This is a genomic window from Streptomyces sp. HUAS MG56 (assembly GCF_058673395.1).
Genome location: NZ_CM178722.1, coordinates 5,864,391 through 5,883,645, shown reverse-complemented (window position 1 = coordinate 5,883,645; position 19,255 = coordinate 5,864,391). Strand labels below are relative to the sequence as shown.

At 72.6% G+C, this 19,255-nt stretch carries 15 protein-coding genes and 2 pseudogenes; 6 read left to right on the top strand and 11 right to left on the bottom strand.

The features are described 5' to 3' along the window. Nucleotides 1–3: 3 nt before the first annotated feature. Nucleotides 4–432 (bottom strand): ATP-binding protein, encoded by a 429-nt coding sequence (locus AC4OXY_RS27835; RefSeq protein WP_356029330.1) that lies wholly within the window; start codon nt 430–432, stop codon nt 4–6. A 158-nt stretch (nt 433–590) separates the two neighbouring features. Further along, nucleotides 591–932: an anti-sigma factor antagonist BldG gene (gene bldG / locus AC4OXY_RS27830; protein WP_023547751.1), complete on the bottom strand. Its 342-nt coding sequence runs from the start codon at nt 930–932 to the stop codon at nt 591–593. An 82-nt stretch (nt 933–1,014) separates the two neighbouring features. On the opposite strand from bldG, the gene AC4OXY_RS27825 reads away from it, so the two are divergent. Then, complete coding sequence (locus AC4OXY_RS27825; protein ID WP_491991271.1) at nt 1,015–3,582, top strand: DEAD/DEAH box helicase; 2,568 nt, start codon at nt 1,015–1,017, stop codon at nt 3,580–3,582. 40 nt (nt 3,583–3,622) lie between these two features. Here the strand turns inward: AC4OXY_RS27825 and AC4OXY_RS27820 are convergent. The 7 genes and pseudogenes from AC4OXY_RS27820 to ssd all read right to left on the bottom strand — a co-directional run. Continuing rightward, nucleotides 3,623–3,820, bottom strand: a pseudogene (locus AC4OXY_RS27820) (Rv3654c family TadE-like protein); the annotation flags it as partial. A 137-nt stretch (nt 3,821–3,957) separates the two neighbouring features. Continuing rightward, nucleotides 3,958–4,296, bottom strand: a complete 339-nt coding sequence (locus AC4OXY_RS27815; protein ID WP_376293787.1) for a TadE family type IV pilus minor pilin — start codon at nt 4,294–4,296, stop codon at nt 3,958–3,960. A 22-nt stretch (nt 4,297–4,318) separates the two neighbouring features. After that, a complete protein-coding gene (locus tag AC4OXY_RS27810) occupies nt 4,319–4,519 on the bottom strand; it encodes a DUF4244 domain-containing protein (RefSeq protein WP_356029337.1) in 201 nt (66 codons plus the stop codon). 72 nt (nt 4,520–4,591) lie between these two features. Next, nucleotides 4,592–5,371: a type II secretion system F family protein gene (locus tag AC4OXY_RS27805; RefSeq protein ID WP_491991270.1), complete on the bottom strand. Its 780-nt coding sequence runs from the start codon at nt 5,369–5,371 to the stop codon at nt 4,592–4,594. 61 nt (nt 5,372–5,432) lie between these two features. After that, nucleotides 5,433–6,278 (bottom strand): type II secretion system F family protein, encoded by an 846-nt coding sequence (locus tag AC4OXY_RS27800; RefSeq protein ID WP_376293828.1) that lies wholly within the window; start codon nt 6,276–6,278, stop codon nt 5,433–5,435. Nucleotides 6,279–6,355: 77 nt separating this feature from the next. Then, nucleotides 6,356–7,573, bottom strand: a complete 1,218-nt coding sequence (locus AC4OXY_RS27795) for a TadA family conjugal transfer-associated ATPase (RefSeq protein ID WP_362821697.1) — start codon at nt 7,571–7,573, stop codon at nt 6,356–6,358. Beyond that, entirely contained in the window at nt 7,570–8,676 is a 1,107-nt protein-coding gene (gene ssd, locus AC4OXY_RS27790) for a septum site-determining protein Ssd (RefSeq protein WP_376293792.1), read from the bottom strand. Before ssd ends, AC4OXY_RS27795 begins: the two co-directional genes overlap by 4 nt. A 593-nt stretch (nt 8,677–9,269) precedes the next feature. Here ssd and AC4OXY_RS27785 point away from each other — a divergent pair. Next, complete coding sequence (locus AC4OXY_RS27785; RefSeq protein ID WP_356029346.1) at nt 9,270–10,100, top strand: HAD family hydrolase; 831 nt, start codon at nt 9,270–9,272, stop codon at nt 10,098–10,100. Nucleotides 10,101–10,469: 369 nt separating this feature from the next. Here AC4OXY_RS27785 and AC4OXY_RS27780 read toward each other — a convergent pair whose 3' ends face one another. After that, complete coding sequence (locus AC4OXY_RS27780; protein ID WP_362821699.1) at nt 10,470–11,294, bottom strand: Fic family protein; 825 nt, start codon at nt 11,292–11,294, stop codon at nt 10,470–10,472. Between the two features lie 100 nt (nt 11,295–11,394). Between AC4OXY_RS27780 and AC4OXY_RS27775 the strand changes: the two genes are divergently transcribed. After that, on the top strand, nt 11,395–12,387 hold the full coding sequence (locus AC4OXY_RS27775; protein ID WP_356029350.1) for an ATP-binding protein: 993 nt from the start codon (nt 11,395–11,397) through the stop codon (nt 12,385–12,387). A gap of 31 nt (nt 12,388–12,418) precedes the next feature. Here AC4OXY_RS27775 and AC4OXY_RS27770 read toward each other — a convergent pair whose 3' ends face one another. After that, entirely contained in the window at nt 12,419–13,684 is a 1,266-nt protein-coding gene (locus tag AC4OXY_RS27770) for a polysaccharide deacetylase family protein (protein WP_356029353.1), read from the bottom strand. A gap of 480 nt (nt 13,685–14,164) precedes the next feature. Here AC4OXY_RS27770 and AC4OXY_RS27765 point away from each other — a divergent pair. The 3 genes and pseudogenes from AC4OXY_RS27765 to nhaA all read left to right on the top strand — a co-directional run. Further along, a pseudogene (locus AC4OXY_RS27765) lies at nt 14,165–15,412 on the top strand (carbonic anhydrase); the annotation flags it as partial. A 116-nt stretch (nt 15,413–15,528) separates the two neighbouring features. Then, entirely contained in the window at nt 15,529–17,484 is a 1,956-nt protein-coding gene (gene acs / locus AC4OXY_RS27760) for an acetate--CoA ligase (RefSeq protein WP_356029354.1), read from the top strand. A 257-nt stretch (nt 17,485–17,741) separates the two neighbouring features. Further along, a complete protein-coding gene (gene nhaA / locus AC4OXY_RS27755; RefSeq protein ID WP_356029357.1) occupies nt 17,742–19,184 on the top strand; it encodes a Na+/H+ antiporter NhaA in 1,443 nt (480 codons plus the stop codon). The last annotated feature ends 71 nt before the right edge of the window (nt 19,185–19,255 follow it).

The window sequence follows — 19,255 nt, the reverse complement described above, 5'->3', positions numbered from 1 at the left end:
CTTTCAGAGCACGACCGCCGCCGGCGGTGTGGTCGGCCAGGTCATGCGGATCAGGCCGCCGTCCTGCCCGGTGGTGACCTCCACGTCGTCGACGAGGCCGCTGATGACCGCGAGGCCCATCTCGTCCTCCTCGACGTCCGCCTCGCCGTCCTGCGCCGCGCCGGGCGCGTCCGGGGTGGCGTGCGGGGCCTCGTCGCCGACCTCGATGGAGAACTGTTTCTCCTCTTCGATCAGCGCCACCTTCACGGGTGCCGAGATGCCGCTGTTCTGGTGCAGCCCGACGGCACGGGAGCAGGCCTCGCCCACGGCGAGCCGGACCTCGTCCAGGACGGCCTCGTCCACTCCGGCCCTGCGTGCCACCGCGGCCGCCACCAACCGGGCGGTCCGGACGTGCTCGGGCAGCGCGCTGAAGCGGAGTTCGACAGTGGCCATGCATCCCCCTCGCGGCTATGGGCGTGCGGTCGGGACGCGGGGACGCCAAGCGCCCGCACCCCAGATGTACGTCGGTGTCCGGGCCACGTCATCGGCCCGGACGGGACCGCCCGGCGCCGGACTCCCGGCAGGAGCCCGACGCCGACGGACGATCCAGGTCAGTCGGTGGCCGCCACCGCTTCCTCGACCGAGGTGTGGATCGGGAACACCTTGGTGAGGCCGGTGATACGGAAGATCTTGAGAATGCGCTCCTGGTTGCAGACCAGGCGCAGCGAGCCCTCGTGGGCACGCACACGCTTCAGGCCGCCGACCAGCACGCCGAGCCCGGTGGAGTCGAGGAAGTCCACGCCCTCCATGTCGACGACGAGGTGGAAATTCCCGTCGTTCACCAGCTCGACCAGCTGCTCGCGCAGCTTGGGCGCGGTATACACGTCGATTTCACCACCGACTCGGACGACCGTACGATCGCCGACGGTCTCGGTCGACAGGGACAGGTCCACGGATCCTCCAGCACCTTGCTATCGAGCGGGTCGCCCCTCGGGCACCTCGGCTTGCGGCCCCCGGGACGCTTCGCCAGCCGCGATGGCATTCAATCACTTACCGGCAGGCGTGCACGACGCCTTGGCTCCATTGTCCGTCACGCCAGTGACACACTCGGTGCCGATGGCCAAGAATCTCCGATCCGATCGATCCCCGGCGAACCCGGCGTCCCGCCCGTCTCCGGGCGTGGTCCTGGACCGGCTCGCCTCCGGGCCGAGCCGGGCTGCGCGCATCACTCATACGGAGCACTTGCCCCCGCGCGCGGGCCGCCATGCCGTCTGGCCTGACCGGATTCGGTCGGAAGTGATCGCGGCCGTGCGGGCGGCCGGGATCGAGCATCCATGGGCACACCAGGCGCTGGCCGCCGAGCACGCCCTGGACGGCGATTCGGTGGTCGTCGCCACCGGCACCGCCTCCGGCAAGTCCCTCGCGTACCTCGTGCCCGTCCTGTCCACCCTGCTGGACGGCTCCGAGGCCCCGAACGGGCGCGGGGCCACCGCGCTGTACCTGTCCCCCACCAAGGCGCTCGCGGCGGACCAGTGCCGGTCGGTGAAGGAACTTTCACAACCCCTTGGCAACGCCGTGCGCCCCGCCGTGTACGACGGCGACACCCCGGTCGAGCAACGGGAGTGGATCCGCCAGTACGCCAACTACGTCCTCACCAACCCCGACATGCTGCACCGCGGGATACTCCCGTCCCACCCGCGCTGGTCCTCCTTCCTGAAGTCGCTCAGGTACGTCGTCGTCGACGAGTGCCACACCTACCGCGGCGTCTTCGGCTCGCACGTCGCCCAGGTGCTGCGCCGCCTGCGCAGGCTCTGCGCCCGCTACGGCGCGTCGCCCGTCTTCCTGCTGGCCTCGGCGACCGCCGCCGAGCCGTCCGTCGCCGCCCGCCGGCTGACCGGTCTGCCGGTGGTCGAGGTCGCCGACGACGCCTCCCCGCGCGGTGAGGTCGTCTTCGCCCTCTGGGAGCCCCCGCTCACCGAGCTGCACGGTGAGAAGGGCGCCCCCGTCCGGCGCACCGCCACCGCGGAGACCGCCGACCTGCTGACCGACCTGACCGTGCAGGGCGTGCGCTCGGTCGCCTTCGTACGGTCCCGGCGCGGCGCCGAGCTGATCTCGGTCATCGCCCAGGAGCGGCTGGCCGAGGTCGACCGCTCCCTGGTCCGGCGGGTCGCCGCCTACCGCGGCGGCTACCTCCCCGAGGAGCGGCGCGCCCTGGAACGCGCCCTGCACTCCGGCGACCTCCTCGGCCTCGCCGCCACGACCGCCCTGGAGCTGGGCGTGGACGTCTCCGGCCTGGACGCGGTGGTGATCGCCGGCTATCCGGGCACGCGTGCGTCCCTGTGGCAGCAGGCGGGCCGAGCGGGCCGCTCCGGGCAGGGTGCGCTCGCCGTGCTGGTCGCCCGCGACGACCCGCTGGACACGTTCCTGGTCCACCATCCGGAGGCCCTGTTCGACCAACCGGTGGAGTCGACGGTCCTCGACCCCGACAACCCCTACGTCCTCGCCCCGCACCTTTGTGCGGCCGCGGCGGAACTCCCGCTGACCGAGCAGGACCTGGACCTCTTCGGCCCCGCCTGCGCGGACGTGCTGCCCCAGCTGGAGGCCGCGAAGCTGCTGCGCAGGCGCACCAGGGCCTGGCACTGGACCCGCCGGGAGCGGGCCGCCGACCTGACCGACATCCGCGGCGCCGGGGGCAGCCCGGTGCAGGTCGTGGAGGAGGGCACCGGCCGCCTGCTGGGCACGGTCGACGCGGGCTCCGCGCACTCCACGGTCCACGAGGGCGCGGTCCATCTCCACCAGGGCCGCACCTATCTGGTGCGCCGGCTGGACCTGGAGGACTCGGTGGCCCTGGTCGAGCAGGCCGACCCGCCGTACTCCACGGTCGCCCGCGACACCACCTCGATCTCCGTCCTGGAGACGGACACCGAGATCCCCTGGGGCGCCGGCCGTCTGTGCTACGGCTCGGTCGAGGTCACCAACCAGGTGGTCTCCTTCCTGCGCCGGCGCCTCATCACCGGCGAAGTGCTCGGCGAGACGAAACTCGACCTCCCTCCTCGCACCCTGCGCACGCGCGCGGTGTGGTGGACGGTCACCGACGACCAGCTGGACGAGGCCCGGATCAACCCGGAGATCCTCGGCGGCGCCCTGCACGCCGCCGAGCACGCCTCCATCGGCCTGCTGCCCCTGTTCGCGACCTGCGACCGCTGGGACATCGGGGGCGTCTCCGTCCCCCTCCACCCCGACACCCTCCTTCCGACGGTCTTCGTCTACGACGGCCACCCCGGCGGCGCGGGCTTCGCCGAGCGCGCCTTCCACACCGCCCGCACCTGGCTCGCCGCCACCCGCGAGGCCATCGCCTCCTGCGAGTGCGAGGCCGGCTGCCCGTCCTGCATCCAGTCCCCCAAGTGCGGCAACGGCAACGACCCGTTGCACAAGCGGGGGGCGGTCCGGCTCCTCACCGTGCTGTTGCGAGGGGCACCGGAGGAGAAGTCCGCGGAGCCAGCGGTGCGGACTGTGCGGGAGACGGGGGCAGAGGCGGGGACGGAGGCAGAGGCGGGGGCGCAGGAGCCGGGAGCGGCCCCGCGGGGCCCGCTCTCGACCTGACCTCCGCCGCGAACGGGCCTCTTCCCGAGGCCGCCGTCACGTCCGAGGTCTCGCCCACGATCGCGCACCGCACCAGCCGTACCCCCTGGGCCGCCGCCACCCGCCCGGCCCGGGCGCAGGCCGCCGCCCCGCCCTCGGCCCAGTGGTCCGCCGCCGCGAGCGCGGCCAGATCCGCGCCGCCGGCCGCGCGGTGCCGGACGACGACGGCGTGCCCGAGCGCGAGCACGGCACCGAACACCACGCACAGCAGGGCGATCACCCCGAGGCTCCACACGGTGGCGGACCCCCGGTCCCGGCCGGCGCAGGGCCGGTCCTCCGGGCAGTCTCTTCCCCGGCATCCGCAGGCAGGGCCGCCGGTTCGCCCGACCTTGCCTGTCACGGCCCCTCCTCCCGCGCTCCCACCGTCTCCTCGGCCAGCGCCATGGCCTGCTCGCGGACCTCGAAGGGCAGCCCGCCGAGCACCGGCGGTCTGGCCGTCACCGTCACCCGGACCTGGTCGCCCACGCGCTCCACGGTCACGCGTGCCCCGCGCGGTGCCGCCTCCCGGGTCACCGTCACCACCGCGTCGGCCGGGTCCTGCCGGGCGGCGGCCCGGGCGCCCGTGCGGGCCGCGTCCACGCACTGGATCTGCGCCGCCACCACGAGCAGCCCCCAGACCAGCGCCATCGTGAACGCCACCAGCACGCAGAGCACCACGGCCGCCTCGGCCGTCACGAACCCCCGGTCCGCCCCTCGCTCACATCCGCGCACTGAGGGCCCTCTTCACGATCGACTGGAGCTCGGCCCGGACCTGGCCGCTGGTGACGACCTCGTAGAGCAGCACCGCGAATCCGACGGCCGCCAGGATCCCCATCGCGTACTCCGACGTGACCATGCCGGCGTCCCTGCGGCCCCTGCCCCGCAGCCGCACCACGACTTCCTTGATCTTCCTGTTCATTCCAACCCCCGTGAGATTTCAGGTCTTTTGTGTTCATGCACGTCTAGTCGCTCTCGTTCGCCCCCGTACGCCTCACCTCCCTCCCCGCACGCCGCCCGCGAGTCCGATCACGACGGGGAGCACGCCGACGGCGATGAAGGCGGGCAGGAAGCACAGGCCCACGGGCGCCGAGATCAGTACGGCGGCGCGCCGGGCCCGGGCGGTGGCCCCGCGAGTCCACTGCGCGCGGGCGTCCGAGGCGAGGCGCGCGGCCGGGGCGGCCGCCGGCAGCCCGGACTCGTCGGCCCGCGCCAGCAGCCGCGCCAGCGCCGCCGCGCCGGGCAGCGCGGCCAACCGGCGCCACGCGTCGGCCGGTTCACCGCCGAGCCGGACCTCCGCCGCGCCCCGCGCCAGCGCCTGGCCGACGGGCCCGCCGAGCGCCTCTCCCACCGCCTGGGCCGCGATCACCGGACCGGCACCGGCCGCGATACAGGCGGCCAGCAGATCGGCGGCGAGCGGGAGTCGGCGTGCGGCCTCGGCCCCGTCCGCCGACTCCACCCCGGCGGCCGCCGCCCGCCGGCTGTGCCACCGCCACAGCCCCGCACCGACGGCCAGCCCCAGGCCGGCCCCGGGCAGGCCACCGACCAGCGCCCACGCGCCGCACCCGGCCCCGGCCGGCGGCAGCCACCGCCGCAGCGCGCCCGCGACCTCGAAGGAGCGCCTCGACACCGGCACGTCCAGCCCCAGCAGCTCGGCCATTCGACGCCGCGACCGGCGTCGCCGCCGCGCCAGCTCCAGCCGTCGGACCGCCCACCCGACGCCCAGCACCACGACCACGGCCATCCCCACCCTGTGGACAACTTCCGCGCTCATACCGCCCGTTCCCCTCGCCTCTCCGCGTCTCTCCGCGTCTCTCGCCTTCCTGGCCTCCCCCTCACACCGCCTCCGCTCCCCGCACGATCCGGGCCGCCCACGCCGTCCCCGCCGCTTCGAAGGCCGCGCCGACCGTCAGGCAGCCCAGGCCCGCGCCGGTGTGGAGCAGGACGTGGAGCGGGTCGGCGCCCATGGCCGTGCCGAGGAGCAGGCCGAGGGCGGGGAGGGCGGCGAGCAGTACGGCGGTCGCCCGAGCGCCCGACAACTGCGCACGCAGGTCGGCGCGTTGGTCCCGCTCGGCGCGCAGAGCCGCGTCCAGCCGGTCCAGGCCGACCGCGAGTCCGGCGCCCTGGTCCACCGCCACCCGCCAGCACGCGGCCAGCCCCAGCAGTCCCTCGGCACCCGGCTGCCGGGCCGCCGTGGCGAGCGCGCCGGGCACGTCCCCGCCGAACCGCGCCGCCGCGACCACGGCCCCCTGCGCGTCGCCGAGCCCTCCGGTGTCCCGGGCCGCCTGTGGCAGCGCCTCCCCCGGCTGTCGTCCGGCACGCACCTCCCCGGCGAGGGAGCCGCACAGGGCGATCACCGCGTCGGCCCGCCGCTCACGGTCGCGTGCGGCCTGCCGCGCCCGCCGGACCCTGCGCAGCACCGGCACCCCGGCCGCCCCCGCGACGACCGGAATCAGCGAGGCACCCAGCACCGCCAGCAGCAGTCCGGCCGCGAGCGCCCACCACTCGGCCCCCAACCTGCCGCCCAGCCGCCGCAGTTCCCCGCTCAGCCGGTCCCACGGAGGCGGCCCGGTCGGCACGACTCCGCCGCCCGCGAGCAGCAGCCGCGCCCGCCGCATCCCGTAGTGCCGCCCGCCCAGCAGCCAGACCAGCGCGACGAGGCAGACCAGCGCCGCACCCATGGACATCCCGGACAGCCCACCGGTCCCGCCGATCCCGCCGATTCCTGCGACCCCACCGACCACGTCCGTCCCCTCCCTCACCGGTCCCCCTCTCGCTCGTCTCCGAGGTCGCCCTCGAATTCGTCTGCCGCGCCGAGCAATTGCCGCAGTCGCCCCCAGCCCCGTTCGCGGACGAACGCCCGCTCTCCCCAGCGCAGCGCGGGTACCGTCCGCACCAGGCCCGCGCCGTCCCGCTCCAGCACGTGCACCTCGGCGATCCGGCGCCGCCCGGACCGGTCCCGTACGAGGTGCAGGACCACGGAGAGCGCGGCCGCCAGCTGGCTGTGCAGCGCGGCCCGGTCGAGCCCGGCGGCCGTGGCCAGCGCCTCCAGCCGGGCCGGGACGTCCGCCGCGGCGTTGGCGTGCGCCGTGCAACAGCCGCCTTCATGCCCGGTGTTGAGGGCCGCGAGCAGGTGCACGACCTCGGGGCCGCGCACCTCCCCGACGACCAGCCGGTCGGGCCGCATCCGCAGCGCCTGCCGGACGAGGTCCTCCAGGGTGACCAGGCCGGCGCCCTCCTGGTTGGCGGGCCGGGTCTCCAGCCGAACGACGTGCGGGTGGTCCGGCCGCAGCTCGGCCGAGTCCTCGGCGAGGACGATGCGTTCGCCGGCTCCGACCAGGCCCAGCAGGGCGCTGAGCAGGGTCGTCTTGCCGCATCCGGTGCCGCCGCTGATCAGGAAGGACAGCCGGGCCGCGAGCAGCGCCCGCAGGATCCGGTCGCCGCCGGGCGGCACCGTGCCGGCCGCGACCAGCTCCTCCAGGGTGAACGCCCGGGGCCGTACGACCCGCAGGGACAGGCAGGTGCAGCCGACGGCGACCGGGGGCAGCACCGCGTGCAGCCGGGTGCCGTCGGGCAGCCGGGCGTCCACCCACGGCCGGGCGTCGTCCAGGCGCCGTCCGGCGACGGCGGCCAGCCGCTGCGCGAGGCGTCGTACCGCCGCGGGATCGGGAAAGGTCACCGAGGTCGGTTCCAGGCCGCGGCCGCGGTCGACCCAGACCCGGTCCGGGGCGCAGACCAGGACGTCGGTGACGTCCGGGTCGGCGAGGAGGGGCTCCAGCGGGCCGCTGCCGACCAGTTCGCTCCTCAGGTGTGCGGCCGCGCCGAGGACTTCGGCGTCGCCGAGCACGCGGCCCTGTTCACGCAGGGCCTGGGCCACGCGCGCGGGAGTGGGTTCGCCGCCGCTCTCGGCGAGCCAGCGCCGGACGCCGTCGAGCAGGGCGGCGCCGTCGGCCCGGGCGAGTCCGGGGAGTGTCATCGGGCGCCTCCCGCCTCGACCAGCGCGCGCTCCCAGAAGGCCGTGCAGAAGCGGGCGAGCGGGCCGCGACCGGTGGCCCCGGGCGGTTTCGCGCCGCCCTGGGGACGCAGCAGCGCCGGCTCGACCGGGACCTCGCCGGCCAGTGGCAGGCCGAGCAGCCGGGCCACCTCACGGCCGTCCAGGCCGGGCGCGTACGGCCCGCGGACCGCCACGCGCACGTCGCGGACGACCATGCCGACGGCGGACGCCACCCGTCCGGCGGCCGCGACCGCCCGCAGGTCGGCGGGGACGACGAGCAGGGCCAGATCGAGCTGGGCGAGGGCTTCGGCGACGCCGTCGTCGAGGCGGCGGGGCAGATCGACCACGACCGTGCCGCCGCGCCGCCGGGCGGCGGCGAGCACCGCGCGCACCGCCTGGTGCGGGACGGCGACACAGTCGCCGCGGTCCCAGCTGAGCACGCGCAGCGCGTGCAGTTCCGGCAGGGACTCCTCCAGCGCGCCGCCGCCGACCCGGCCGCGCGAGGCGGCGAAGGCCGGCCAGCGCAGCCCTTCGGCGCTCTCCCCGCCGAGGAGGACGTCGAGTCCGCCGCCGAGCGGATCGGCGTCCACCAGGAGGGTGCGCAGGCCCTCGCGCGCGGAGGTGACGGCGAGGGCGCACGCGAGCGTGGAGGCGCCGGCCCCGCCCCGGCCGCCGATCACCCCGACGGTGAGGGCCGGGCGGCCGACCCCTTCGGCGACGTCGGCGATGCGGTCGACCAGCCACTGCTCGCCGTCGGGGAGCATCAGGACGTGGTCGGCGCCGATCTGCACGGCGCGTTTCCACACCCCCGAGTCGTCCTGGTCGCGGCCGACCAGGACCACTCCGCGTCGGCGCGCGGCCCCGCCGACCCGCCGGGCCGCGTCGTCGCCGACCAGGACGAGCGGGGCCGTCTCCCAGCCGTCGCCGTGGTCCGGCACCCCGTGATGGACCTCGGGTGTGGCCCCGGCGGCCGCGCACAGGCGCAACAGGTCGTCCAGAAGTTCGGCGTCCTCGGTGACGATGAGCGGCCGTCCCGGTCGTCCCGGCGCGCCGGGCGGTGGGTCGTGGGTGACGGTTCCGGTCACGGGTGTTCCCCCTTCGCTGCATGGGCCGCGCAGCCCCTGCGGCCCCGCGATTCCCAAAGATGCGGAGAACCGACAAGCGGCCCCCCATATGAACGGCCGACGGAAACCGGCCATACGCGCTCCGACAATCGGATCCGGCCATGAACTCGCCACGGCCGCAGCGCGCTGGAATCACGGTGCAGCGGTCCGCGAAATAATGTGGATCTTGGTGGAAAACTGTGGACAACTCAGGGCCTGTGAATATCTCCATCACCCATACCGGTGATGCCCGTACTGATCCCTGTGCGACTTCCACAGAGCAGCGCAACGATTACCCTGAGTAACGAATCATGGGCGCACGGAAGCGGCGGCCGCAGCGGCGCGAGGGCGGCCGCACGGTCGCGGAGCGAGAGGAGAGGCGGACGAAAAGGCGTCCGGACATGCGACGACCCCCGCCGGGGGGGAGAGCGGGGGTCGTCCCCACGGCCGACTCGGGGGGGGAGGAGTCGGACCGGGTTAGCACGGTCGCGAACGATCCGTGACTTCCATGGTGTACCCGAGAGCCCTCTCAGGCAAACCCACACGCCCCACCTTACGCCGAATGGTGGGCGCCTATGCTCAGGGGCGTGGAAAACCACTCCTTGCCCCGCGCAGCGGCGTTCTTTGACCTGGACAAGACGGTCATTGCGAAGTCGAGCACGCTCACCTTCAGCAAGTCCTTCTACCAAGGCGGGCTGATCAACCGCAGGGCCGCGCTGCGTACCGCATATGCCCAGTTCGTCTTCCTGGCCGGCGGCCTGGATCACGACCAGATGGAGCGGATGCGCGAGTATCTGTCCGCCCTGTGCCGCGGCTGGAACGTGCAGCAGGTACGGGAGATCGTCGCCGAGACCCTGCACGACCTGATCGACCCGATCATCTACGACGAGGCCGCCTCCCTCATCGAGGAGCACCACACGGCCGGGCGGGACGTGGTCATCGTGTCGACCTCGGGCGCCGAGGTGGTCGAGCCGATCGGCGAACTGCTGGGCGCGGACCGGGTGGTGGCCACGCGCATGGTCGTCGGCGAGGACGGGTGCTTCACCGGCGAGGTGGAGTACTACGCGTACGGCCCGACCAAGGCCGAGGCGATCCGCGAGCTGGCCGCGTCCGAGGGCTACGACCTCGACCGCTGCTACGCCTACAGCGACTCGGCGACCGACCTGCCGATGCTCCGGGCGGTCGGACACGCGCACGCGGTCAACCCGGACCGCGCGCTGCGGCGCGAGGCACTCGCGCGCGGGTGGCCGGTCCTGGAGTTCCGCCGGCCGGTCCCGCTCAAGAAGCGGCTGCCCTCGCTCTCCGTACCGCCCCGCCCCGCGCTCGTCGCGGCGGCGGCCGTCGGAGCGGCGGCCGCGACCGCCGGCCTCGTCTGGTACGCCAGCCGACGCCGCAGCACGGCCTGAACTTCGCCCGTTTCACCCCTGTTTGAACCTGAAAGTAAAGAAGTGCAGGCAGGGGTTCCGCTTCCTCCGGGCTCGCGGTAGAAAGAACCTAGGCCCGCGAGACCAAAGGACATCCGAGAGGATCACCTTTCACTACGCACTTGGCCCACGGACCCCGCATGGACACCGGGCACCCACGCGACGTCGACCCGTCGATTACGGGCCAGCCGCACCAGGTGACGGGCAAAGTCCCCGACCTGATGGGCACATATCGAGGACGCTTGGTAACCGGGTGAGCATGCCAGCGGCGGTACGAGAATTCGTACCGCCGCAACCCTGTCCGGCGCCTCTCGCGCACTTCCGGCGCCCGGGTCGCCGCCTCGCGCCGCCTCAGGCCGCGCCGCGCTGGAGCGCCTCGCACACCGCCGTCGACTCGCGCACACCCAGCTCGACCGCCTTGCCGCAGTGGGCGATCCACGCCGCCATGCCCTCGGGGGTGCCGGAGACGTAGCCGTCGAGGGCCGCCAGGTAGGCGGCGCGGCCCAGCTCGGCGTATCCGACCTCGGCCGGGCAGATCGCCTTCGGGTCCAGGCCGCTGCCGATCAGGACGATCCGCTCGGCCGCGCGCGCGACCAGACCGTTGTGCGACACGAAGGGCCGCAGCGCCAGCAGTTCGCCGTGCACCACGGCTGCCGTGACCAGCGCGGGCGCGGACGTCCCGGCGATGATCAGGTCCGCGAGCCCCTCCAGCCGGCCGGAGACCTCCGCGGCGTCCGGCAGCGGCAGCTCGATCAGCGGCTCGTCCACCGCCTCGCCCGCCAGGCGCGGCCGGCCGACCTCGTCGCCGCTGCTCGCCGCGGCCACCAGGTGCAGCCGGGCCAGCACCCGCAGCGGCGACTGCCGCCAGATGGACAGCAACTGCCCCGCCTCGGCCGACAGCCGCAGAGCCGCGCCCATCACGCGCGCCTCGGCGTCACCGCTGAAGTCGGTACGCCGCCGCACCTCCTCCAGAGCCCAGTCGGCGCCGGACAGCGCGGCGGAACCGCGGGCGCCGCGCAGGGCCGCCTCGGCGGTGATCTCGGTGCTGCGGCGCCGCATGATCCGGTGTCCGTAGACCCGGTCCACGGCCTTGCGCACGGACTCCACGGACTCAGCCACACCCGGCAGCGAGCCCAGGGCGGAGAGCGGATCGGCGGTCGCGCCTGTCGTACTCATGAGTACGACACTACGCACCACAGTGCCCCACCCCTCGAAGGAGTGGTCTTCTTCACTCGGACCGCCACATGCAGCTATCAGCTGACTACCGTTGGTGAACATGAAAATTGCTTTCGTCGGGAAGGGCGGCAGTGGCAAGACCACGCTCTCCTCCCTCTTCATCCGCCACCTCGCGGCCGCCGGTGCCCCGGTGGTCGCCATCGACGCGGACATCAACCAGCACCTCGGTCCCGCACTCGGACTCGACGAGGCGGAGGCGGCCGCGCTGCCAGCCATGGGCGAGCGACTGCCGCTGATCAAGGACCATCTGCGCGGCGCCAACCCGCGCATCCCCTCAGCCACCACGATGATCAAGACGACCCCGCCCGGCGAGGGCTCGCGCCTGGTCCGGGTGAGCGAGCCGAACCCGATCTACGACGCCTGTGCACGCCCGGTGGAACTCGACGGCGGCGCCGTCCGTTTGATGGTCACGGGCCCCTTCACGGACGCCGACCTGGGGGTCGCCTGCTACCACTCCAAGACGGGAGCGGTGGAGCTGTTCCTGAACCACCTCGTCGACGGCCCCGACGAGTACGTCGTGGTCGACATGACGGCCGGTTCGGACTCCTTCGCCTCCGGCATGTTCACCCGCTTCGACATGACGTTCCTCGTCGCCGAGCCGACCCGGAAGGGAGTCTCCGTCTACCGCCAGTACAAGGAGTACGCCCGCGACTTCGGCGTCGCCCTGAAGGTCGTCGGCAACAAGATCCAGGAACAGGACGACATCGACTTCCTGCGCGCGGAGGTCGGGGACGACCTGCTCGTCACGGTCGGTCACTCGGACTGGGTGCGCGCCATGGAGAAGGGGCGACCGCCCCGGTTCGATCTCCTGGAGGAGGCCGGCTCCCGCGCCCTGCACACCCTCAAGGACACCGTGGACGCCACGTACGCCCTGCGGGACTGGGAGCGCTACACGCGCCAGATGGCGCACTTCCACCTGAAGAACGCCGAGGCGTGGGGCAACGAACGCACGGGAGCCGACCTGGCCGCTCAGATCGACCCCGGCTTCGTGCTCAGCGAGAGCGCCGGTGCGGGCGTGGCGGCTCCCGCCTGACAGCATCCGGCCGGCAACTCCCGCCTGCCGCCTACTGCCTGACCGCCGGCGCCCCGGGTACGCCCTTGGGCGCCGGAGCCGGACGACCGGAGAGGAAGGACGCCCAGCCCTGGCGGGGCGCCTCGCCCACCGTCAGGGTGCGCAGCTTCTCCAGGGTCTTCGGGTCCTGCGCGTCCAGCCAGTCGGCCAGTTGGTGGAACGACACACAGCGCACGTCGGGCTTGTTGCACACCTCCTTCACCGTGTCCTCGACGGCACGCATGTACGTGCCGCCGTTCCAGGACTCGAAGTGGTTGCCGATGATCAGCGGCGCCCGGTTGCCGTCGTAGGCCCGGTAGAAGCCCTTGACGAGGCCGTCGCGCATCTGGTCGCCCCAGTAGTCGAACTTGTCGGGGTCGCCCTGGGTCTGGGTGCCGGACTGGTTGACCATGAAGTTGTAGTCCATGGTCAACTGCTCGAAGGTATGGCCGGGGAAGGGGACCAGTTGCATGGACAGGTCCCACAGGCCGTCCTTCTTCTTGGGCCAGACCTGGTTGTCGACGCCGCTGGAGTCGTAACGGAAGCCCAGCTGACGGGCCGCCTCCGTGAAGTTCTTCTGACCTTCCAAGCAGGGCGTGCGGGCGCCGATCAGCTCCTTGTCGTAGTCGAAGGGCAGCGAAGCCGAGTTCTTCATGCCGGTGTTGGTCTTCCACGTCTTCACGAACTGCTTGGCCTGGGCGATCTCGCTCTTCCACTCGTCCACCGACCAGGTGCCGACGCCGCCGTCGGGCCCGCAGAAGTGGCCGTTGAAGTGGGTGCCGATCTCATTGCCCTCCAGCCAGGCCAGCCGCGCCTGCTTGACGGTGTCGGCGATCCCCTTCTGGTCGTTGAAGCCGATGTCGGAGCGGCCCGGCGAGTGCTGCGGGGGCTTGTAGAGGTCACGCTTGGCCTCCGGCAGCATGTACACGCCGCTGAGGAAGAAGGTCATGGTCGCGTGGTTCTCCTTGGCGACCTTACGGAAGTGCGAGAACAGCTTCTGGCTGTCCTCGCCGGCGCCGTCCCAGGAGAAGACGACGAACTGGGGCGGCTTCTGACCGGGCTTCAGCCGCTCGGGCCTGGGCAGATGCGGCTGTGCGCCGGTGTACGCGGTGGACCCGTCGCCGATCAGCCGGACGAGGCTCCGGGGCGGCGGCGCCGCCTTCTGGGGGCCGGGCGCCCCTTCCTTCGAACCGTGGGAGCCGGTCGCGCAACCGGCGAGTGACGAGGCGCAGGCCGCGGCAGCCACGACGCCGACGGCGATCCTCTGGGTGGCGGTCATGTGTTCCGCCCACCTTCTTCCTTCTCTCAGGTAAACGCTGGCGAGGTCGTTTTCTGGCGATCTGCCGGGCTTGAACCGACAGCGCGGCCAACGTCGCACGGGACCGAGAAGGAATTAGTACGACAAGCCGATCAAATGATTACTTCGCCCATCCGAGGGATCTCATGAGTCATTTGCCCCGCAAAGCTATACCGCTTCTTTACGTTGCGTTACTCTTCATTTACTGAGAGTGCCCCATCCCGCCCCAGTCCGCGACCACGCCGCCCCGGAGGAGACGGGACCATGCCCACCTGCGCATCCCCTCACGCCCAGCACCCCGCCGACCTGTCCGCGTCGACGTCGACGTCCGTCGCGGTCCTCCTGATCGCCCTGTCCCCGTCTCTCGGACTCGGCTGCGCGGACCTCGTCGCGCCCCTCGCAGTAGCTGCCGTGCTGCTGACGGTCCCGATCCTGGAGGAGATCCCGCTCGTCCCCCTCGCCCGCATCACGCATGGCCGGCAGAAAGGAGCCCATCACGGAGGAGTCCACGACCAGTTGACCTTTCTCGCGGTGCACCGACCCGGCGGGGCCTTCCCGCTCATGCCCCAAGGCGCCCACGCCGTCACGAACGCCCGCATCGCGCGAGGCGGCACGGCCGACCTGTCGGGCCGACGCGGCACACCCCGGACCGTCGCCGGACCGAACCCGCCTGCCGCCGGGCCGACTTGGCCCGGCACCGAGTCGGCCAGAGCCAACGCCGAATCGACCGGAGCCGCCACCGGGCTGATGGCGTCCACCATCCGGTCGGCCGGCTCCAGCGCCAGATCCGTCACCGGCTCGGCCCGGTCCGGGCTCTGCCGGTGTCGGCCCTGGACGCCGTGGCGTGACCACCAGGACTGCGTCACGGGTGCTCCGGCCTCTCCGGCAGGACAGGAGACGGCGGGAGAGGTGGCGGCGGCGAGGGAACTCGCGCGTGGCATCAGCTCGTTCCAGCGTCACACCGCGCCGCTGGTTCGAGCGGAGCTGGCGCGGCTCGCCAGGGACGGCCAGCGGCCCGCACAGCTCTTCCTGACCTGTGCCGACTCCCGGCTCGTCACATCGATGATCACCGCCAGCGGCCCCGGCGACCTGTTCGTCGTCCGCAACGTCGGCAATCTGGTGCCGCCACCGGGCGAGGAGCACGGCGACGACTCGGTGGCGGCGGCCATCGAGTACGCGGTGGAGGCGCTCGGGGTGCGCTCCATCACCGTGTGCGGCCACTCCGGATGCGGGGCGATGCAGGCGCTGCTGTCCGGCGAGTGCGGGGACGGGGGCGGGGACGGCGGCAGGGGCGGTGATTCCGGAACGGCGGGGGCCGGGACGGCAGCCGGTGCCGCGGGCGCCGCCGAGGCCGTGGTCACCCCCCTGCGTCGCTGGCTCCGGCACGGGCTGCCGAGTCTCGCGCGGATGGACCGGGAGGACTGCTGCGCCCGGCCCCGGCTGACCGGGCGGTCCACGGTGGACGCCGCGCACGCCATGGACGCCGTGGAACGACTGTGTCTGGTCAACGTGGTCCAGCAGTTGGAGCACCTGCGGGCGCACGGGCCGGTGGCGCGGGCGTTGGCCAGGGGCGAGCTGGAGCTGCACGGGATGTACTTCCACGTGGCCGAGGCGCGGGCGTATCTGCTGGTGGAAGCGGAGGGCGGCCGGGTGTTCGAGGACGTCGCCGAGGGCGTCGTCGCAGGAGAGGAGGCACATGGTGCCGTGTGAGTCCCACGTCGTCGATAGGTCTACACCAATTTCGTCGACGACTCTTGTCACCGGGCCCCCGCGTCTGATGAGCTGTGGGCTGGGACACAACGGACACCCTTCGAAAGGGAGATGTCGTGAGCAACGAAAGCCTGGCCAACCTGCTCAAGGAAGAACGCAGGTTCGCGCCGCCCGCCGACCTGGCCGCGCACGCCAACGTCACCGCGGAGGCGTACGCACAGGCCAAGGCTGACAGGCTCGGCTTCTGGGCCGAGCAGGCCCGTCGGCTGACCTGGGCCAAGGAACCGACCGAGACGCTGGACTGGTCGAACCCGCCGTTCGCGAAGTGGTTCAAGGACGGCGAGCTGAACGTCGCGTACAACTGCGTGGACCGCCACGTCGAGGACGGACTCGGCGAACGGGTCGCCATCCACTTCGAGGGTGAGCCCGGCGACAGCCGCTCGATCACCTACGCGGAGCTGAAGGACGAGGTCTCCAGGGCGGCCAACGCCCTGCTGGAGCTGGGTGTCCGCAAGGGCGACCGGGTCGCCATCTACATGCCGATGATCCCGGAGACCGCGATCGCGATGCTGGCCTGCGCCCGTATCGGCGCCGCGCACTCGGTCGTCTTCGGCGGCTTCTCGGCCGACGCGCTCGCGACCCGCATCCAGGACGCCGACGCCAAGGTCGTCATCACCTCCGACGGCGGCTACCGCCGCGGCAAGCCCTCCGCCCTCAAGCCCGCCGTGGACGAGGCGATCGACAAGGTCGACAACGTCGAGCACGTGCTGGTGGTGCGCCGTACCGGCCAGGACGTGGCCTGGGACGACACCCGGGACGTCTGGTGGGACGACCTCGTCGGCCGGCAGTCCGCGGAGCACACGCCGGAGGCGTTCGAGGCCGAGCACCCGCTGTTCATCCTCTACACCTCGGGGACCACGGGTAAGCCGAAGGGCATCCTGCACACCTCCGGCGGCTACCTCACCCAGGTGGCGTACACCCACCACGCCGTCTTCGACCTCAAGCCCGAGACGGACGTGTTCTGGTGCACGGCCGACGTCGGCTGGGTCACCGGGCACTCGTACATCGTCTACGGCCCGCTGGCCAACGGCGCGACGCAGGTCATGTACGAGGGCACCCCGGACACCCCGCACCAGGGCCGGTTCTGGGAGATCGTGCAGAAGTACGGCGTCACGATCCTCTACACCGCCCCGACGGCGATCCGGACGTTCATGAAGTGGGGCGACGACATCCCCGCGAAGTTCGACCTCAGCAGCCTGCGCGTCCTCGGTTCCGTGGGCGAGCCCATCAACCCCGAGGCGTGGGTCTGGTACCGGAAGAACATCGGCGCCGACAAGACCCCTGTCGTGGACACCTGGTGGCAGACCGAGACCGGCGCGATGATGATCTCGCCGCTGCCCGGCGTCACCGAGGCCAAGCCCGGTTCCGCGCAGACCCCGTTGCCCGGCATCAGCGCGACCGTCGTCGACGACGAGGCGCACGAGGTGCCCAACGGCGGCGGTGGCTATCTGGTGCTGACCGAGCCGTGGCCGTCGATGCTGCGCACCATCTGGGGCGACGACCAGCGGTTCATCGACACCTACTGGTCACGCTTCGAGGGCAAGTACTTCGCCGGTGACGGCGCGAAGAAGGACGACGACGGCGACATCTGGCTGCTGGGCCGGGTCGACGACGTCATGCTCGTGTCCGGCCACAACATCTCCACCACCGAGGTGGAGTCGGCCCTCGTCTCGCACCCTGCTGTCGCGGAGGCGGCCGTCGTCGGTGCCGCCGACGAGACCACCGGCCAGGCCATCGTCGCCTTCGTCATCCTGCGCGGCACGGCCTCGGAGGACGACACGCTCATCGGCGCGCTGCGCGACCACGTGGGCGCCACGCTCGGCCCGATCGCCAAGCCCAAGCGGATCCTGCCGGTGGCCGAGCTGCCGAAGACGCGCTCCGGCAAGATCATGCGCCGCCTGCTGCGCGACGTCGCCGAGAACCGCCAGCTCGGAGACGTCACGACGCTGACGGACTCGTCGGTCATGGACCTCATCCAGACCAAGCTGCCGGCCGCCCCCGGCGAGGACTGACCCGCACGGTCCGAGGACTGACCCGCACGGTCCGAGGACCGACCCGCACCGCCCGCGAAGGGGCACCCGGCCGACGCGCCGGGTGCCCCTTCGGCGTCCGGTGTGAGGATCACCGGTCCCGGACCGCATCCCTCCCCCCCCTTGGGTAAACGAGCAATCTTAGGTAAGCTAAGTAAAGCGTCAAGAACGCGGCAAGGGTGTGCCGGGAAGTCTGGTCGGCGAAGTGAGCCGTCCTGCCTACCCACCGGAGGTCCCCCGTGACCGCGCCCCGCGCCCGCACCAACGCCCGCAAGGTCCTCGGACGCCTGTCCCTGCCCGAGCGGTCCTTCGTGGCGGACGCGCTGCGCACCGAGACCGTCGGCGGCATCCTGCTGCTGATCGCCGCCGTCACGGCCCTGGTCTGGGCGAACGTCCCCGCCCTCCGCCACAGCTACGAAGCCGTCAGCCACTTCCGGCTGGGCCCCGGCGCGCTCGGCCTGAACCTCTCCGTGGCCCACTGGGCCGCCGACGGCCTGCTCGCGGTCTTCTTCTTCGTCGCCGGCATCGAGCTGAAGCGCGAACTGGTCGCCGGGGACCTGCGCGACCCGAGGGCGGCCGCGCTGCCCGTGGTCGCCGCGCTGTGCGGCATGGCCGTACCGGCGCTCGTCTACACCCTCACCAACCTCACCGGACACGGCTCGACCCAGGGCTGGGCGGTGCCCACCGCCACCGACATCGCCTTCGCGCTCGCCGTCCTCGCGGTCATCGGCACCTCGCTGCCCAGCGCCCTGCGCGCCTTCCTGCTCACCCTCGCGGTCGTGGACGACCTCTTCGCGATCATGATCATCGCGATCTTCTTCACGGACCGGCTGAACTTCGCCGCCCTCGGCGGGGCCGTCGCCGGGCTGGTGGTCTTCTGGCTGCTGCTGCGCAAGGGCGTGCGCGGCTGGTACGTGTACGTGCCGCTCGCGCTGGTGATCTGGGCGCTGATGTACAACAGCGGCGTGCACGCCACCATCGCCGGTGTGGCGATGGGGCTGATGCTGCGCTGCACCGCCCGGGACGGCGAGGAGCACTCGCCCGGCGAGCACGTCGAGCACCTGGTGCGCCCCCTGTCGGCAGGGCTCGCCGTGCCGGTGTTCGCGCTGTTCAGCGCCGGGGTGACGGTCTCCGGCGGGGCGCTCCAGGACGTGTTCACCAGGCCGGAGACGCTCGGCGTGGTGCTCGGGCTCGTCATCGGCAAGACGCTCGGCATATTCGGCGGCACCTGGCTGACCGCCCGCTTCACCCGCGCCTCGCTCAGCGACGACCTCGCCTGGGCCGACGTCTTCGCGGTGGCCTCGCTCGCCGGCATAGGCTTCACCGTCTCGCTGCTCATCGGCGAACTCGCCTTCGCCGGTGACGCCGTCCTCACCGACGAGGTGAAGGCCGCCGTCCTCACCGGATCGCTGATCGCGGCGGTGTGTGCGACGGTGCTGCTGAAGATACGCAACGCCAGGTACCGCAGGCTGTGCGCGGAGGAGGAGCGCGACGACGACCTCGACGGCATCCCGGACGTGTACGAGCAGGACGACCCGGCGTACCACCTGCGCATGGCCGAGATGCTTGAGCGCAGGGCAGCCGAACACCGGCGCATCGCCGCCGAGCGGGCCGCAGCGGCCCGCCACGGGCTTGCGGAAGTGGCGGGCGGGGCAGGCGAGGAGGACGACCGTCCGGCATGATCTGACGAGACGGTACAAAACAAGACGGCCACACAGCAGGACGGCCGGGCCGGACGGCCGCACGAGCGGGG